The sequence below is a fragment of the Szabonella alba genome (assembly GCF_016765775.1).
In the GTDB taxonomy this organism is placed as follows: Bacteria; Pseudomonadota; Alphaproteobacteria; order Rhodobacterales; family Rhodobacteraceae; genus Szabonella; species Szabonella alba.
The window spans coordinates 1-3661 of the sequence record NZ_JAESVN010000030.1; the positions used below are offsets into that span (position 1 = coordinate 1).

General features: G+C 62.5%; 3 protein-coding genes and 1 pseudogene. 3 read left to right on the top strand and 1 reads right to left on the bottom strand.

Features of this window, described 5'->3' with window-relative positions:
* The first annotated feature begins 193 nt into the window (after positions 1-193).
* The 3 genes from JL811_RS19685 (at position 194) to JL811_RS19695 (ending at position 3107) form a co-directional block, all read left to right on the top strand.
* Complete coding sequence (locus JL811_RS19685; protein WP_202690407.1) at positions 194-424, top strand: hypothetical protein; 231 nt, start codon at positions 194-196, stop codon at positions 422-424.
* A 204-nt stretch (positions 425-628) separates the two neighbouring features.
* Positions 629-1078, top strand: a complete 450-nt coding sequence (locus JL811_RS19690) for a hypothetical protein (RefSeq protein WP_202690408.1) — start codon at positions 629-631, stop codon at positions 1076-1078.
* A 484-nt stretch (positions 1079-1562) separates the two neighbouring features.
* On the top strand, positions 1563-3107 hold the full coding sequence (locus JL811_RS19695; RefSeq protein WP_202690409.1) for a Fic family protein: 1545 nt from the start codon (positions 1563-1565) through the stop codon (positions 3105-3107).
* A 14-nt stretch (positions 3108-3121) separates the two neighbouring features.
* Here the strand turns inward: JL811_RS19695 and JL811_RS19700 are convergent.
* Positions 3122-3535 (bottom strand): annotated as a pseudogene (locus JL811_RS19700) (antitoxin of toxin-antitoxin stability system); the annotation flags it as partial.
* Positions 3536-3661 lie beyond the last annotated feature (126 nt).

The window sequence follows — 3661 nt, forward strand, 5'->3', positions numbered from 1 at the left end:
CACACGAGCCTTGAAGCCCGCGTCATGGTTCCTGCGTTTCCTCATGTCCTGATCTCCTCGTTCTTGGAGATCAGCAGACGTCAGATCGTAGCTTCCGTCACTGTCCGATTTTCGGGGAGTAGCTCAGTCGGCGGACTAAACGGCACGCTACAGTTCGCAAATTACTCGAAACGATCAAGAGCTACGCAAGGCCATGAACGATTATTTCACTGACCGGGAATTTGGACCTGTCCCGCGCGCGAGCGAAGTCATCGGCGAGCGTCTATGGGGCGGCCTGCACAGCCTGATCGACGTCCGGCTCGACGATGGGTCGTTCGGGTTTCGCTTTCCTCTGGCCTGCGAAGACCCAGGCAAGCCTGCCTGTGGCGCTGACCGCGCGGCGTTCGGACGCAGCCTCGAAGCCGAGGTGCCCGGCGCATCGTAGCCCCTGCGCGCGCACCAGCTTCCCCAGACCCCCGTCATCCTCGACGTACTAGAGTTTTGCGCGCGTGCAGTCGGTGCCCCCATCCGTGGCAAATGGCATGATTTCTTTAATCACCATCATCTCACTTGGGACCGACCCGCCGGCCTTGCCGAATGGGTCGCTGACATCAATCGGCTTCTCGCCCGCAACGGCGTCGCGTTCGAGATGACGTCACCCGGCAAGATCCAGCGCATCCTGCCGGCAGCGCTGCGCGTAGCCTTGCTTCAGGCCCGCTTTGCATCCGGAGATCAGGAAACCGACAATCTTCTCGAGGCGGCCCGACTGCGCATCCTCGCGCCCAAGCAGGAGGAGCGCGGCGAGGGCCTCGAAAAGCTCTGGGATGCGTTCGAGCGCATCAAGACCTTGGAACCAGGCGCGAACAAGAAGGACATGGCCGATGCCATGCTTGACCATGCCGCCCGCCCGGGTTCACAACTTCGCGCGAGCCTCGCCGCGGAAGCGGACGCGCTGACCAAGATCGGCAACACCCACCGAATCCGACATTCGGAAACCTGGCAGGAACCGCTAGAGACCTCCCTTCAGGTCGACTATCTGTTCACGCGGCTCTTTGCCTTCATCTATCTTCAGCTCAAAGCCAGCGGCCGTGCCGCCTAGCGCCGGGACCCCAGCTGGAGCGACGCCGAAAGGAGGTTCGACCGGCATTGCCGGCAAGGCGAGTTTCCAATCCCAGGCGCCAGTGGCGTCGGACCTACCGAAAGTGGTTTCCATCGCACTGCGCAGGACCGCGGCATCGACGCGCTGGCCGCGTTCAAGATGGGGCAGTAGGAGATTGGCGGCCGCCAAAATCGCGGGCGCAACCGCGAGCGACGTGACCGGATTGGTCACGGGAGACGAGATGTTCATGTCGAGGAACCTCAGGAGAGCGGGAAGGACAAGCCCGGACGGCGCTCTCTCAACCGCCGGGCTCCCCCTGTCCCGGCCCAACTCTGCCTCTCCATCACAGGCTCAGCCATTTTACTGGGCCTGCAGAGGCGGGGACGCCTCCACCATCAAGTTTCACATCACCTCCTTGATCGTAATCCAAACTCATGCAACATATCGATATTGAACTGTTCATCAGGACTGAGAACTGAAATTCATGGAGCATGGGCAAAGAAATCCGTTTTCAGGAGCAGTAAGTGTTTTTCACGAGCGCTGGCTTCCCGAGCAGGCCACGCCAGCAGGCTATGCTGCGCTGATCGATGCCTACGCGCTTCCGGTCCCCCTGCCCCGCACGCTCTCCGCCATCGGCCCGCGTCACAAGGTCTACGAGGCCGACGGCTGGCGGCTCTACACGCCCCGCCACGCGCCCGAGGCTAGCCTAACCGGTCACTTGACCTTCGCGCTGCGCTACGAAGGGCTCGATCTGGCGGTCCTTAAACGGCTGTTCAGGGCAACCGGACCGGAACCGATCCGCACGATTGTCGAGGCCGCCCCGACGGGAAGCTACGCGCGCCGGATCTGGTTCCTCTACGAATGGCTCCTCGGCGAGGAACTCGATCTGCCTGACGCCGCGCGCGGCAATTATGCGCCTGTGGTCGATGCCAAGCTGCAATGGGAGGCAGAAGGCACCCCCTCGCCGCGGCATCGAGTCCGCAACAATCTGCCCGGAACTCCGGACTTCTGCCCGATGATCTTCCGTACAGCGGCCATTGAGACCTTCATCGCCCGCGATCTGGCGACCGAGGCGCGCGCGGTGCTGGCTGATGTGCCTGCCGATCTGCTGGCCCGCACCGCGGCCTTCCTGCTGCTCAAGGATTCCCGGTCAAGTTTCCAGATCGAGGGCGAGAACCCGCCCCAGGATCGAATCCGCCGTTGGGGACAGATCATCGGCGAGGCCGGACGGCACCCGATCGACCGCGCAGAACTCGAACGCCTGCAACGCATCGTCATCGGCGACGCGCGTTTCGTGCATTTGGGCCTGCGTGCGGAAGGCGGCTTTATCGGGGAGCATGAACGTGCGACCGGAGCCCCCCTGCCCGATCACGTCAGCGCCCGGCATGAGGACTTGCCCGCGCTGATCGCCGGGCTGGAGCGGTTCGACCGCGATATCGCCCCGGGGCTCGACCCGGTTCTTGCCGCCGCGAGCCTTGCCTTCGGCTTCGTCTACATCCACCCGTTCGAAGACGGGAACGGACGCTTGCATCGCTGCCTGATCCACCACGTACTCGCCGCGCGCGGCTTCAACCCACCCGGGATGGTCTTTCCGGTCTCGGCTGTGATCCTTGAGCGGATCGAGGCCTACCGTCAGGTCCTGGAAAGCTATTCGCGCCGGCTGCTGCCCCATGTCGACTGGCGCCCGACAGAGCGTGGCAATCTCGAGGTGCTGAACGACACCGGCGATTTCTACCGCTTCTTCGACGCCACACCCCATGCCGAATTCCTCTTTGCCTGCGTCGCACAGACAATCGACACCGACCTGCCTGCGGAAACCCGGTTCCTGCGCGCCTATGACGGGTTCAAGTCCCGCGTCTCTGGCCTGATCGACATGCCCGACCGAACGCTCGACCTGCTGTTCCGCTTTCTGCACCAGAACGGCGGAAGACTGTCCGGACGGGCCAGAGCGAAGGAGTTCGCCGCTTTGACCGAGGAGGAGGCCGACCGGATCGAAGCCATCTATGCGGAGTTACAGGAGGAGTTCTGAGGCGTGGCACCCGCTCACCCGAACCGCTGGCCGGCTTCGGTGAAAGTGTAACCGTTGGCGGTGATGGTCTCATCGACGATTTCATCCGAGGACAGATAGCCGTATTCACGCTCAAGCTGGCGATAGAGCCAGCGGGCGAGATCGCGCAATGCCTCGACGACGACCTCCTCGGCATCGGCGGTCATGTCCTGCCAGATCGGGCTGTCACGCTCGACCGAGATCGTCATGCAATGCTCATGGTAATAAAGACCGCGATGGGTGGCCTCGGCGCGAAGCTGATAGAAGTTGCGCCGCTGGATCGCTTGCAGGGCATCGGCGATGCGGTGCAGTTCGGTGTCCTGCGGCGCATAATCCCTGATCCGGCGCGGTGCGCCACGTCGGTATGAATACCGCGTCTCAAAGCACGCGCCGTCCCCCTGCGACCAGAAGCACCATTGTTGATTTTCACCCAGAACTGACCCGGGTTTTTCATCGAGAATTGACCCGGCTTTGAGTATGGATTTCGGGTCAGGCAGGGGTCAAGATCTGTGTTGTCTCCTTCTTTTTCTTTGCTG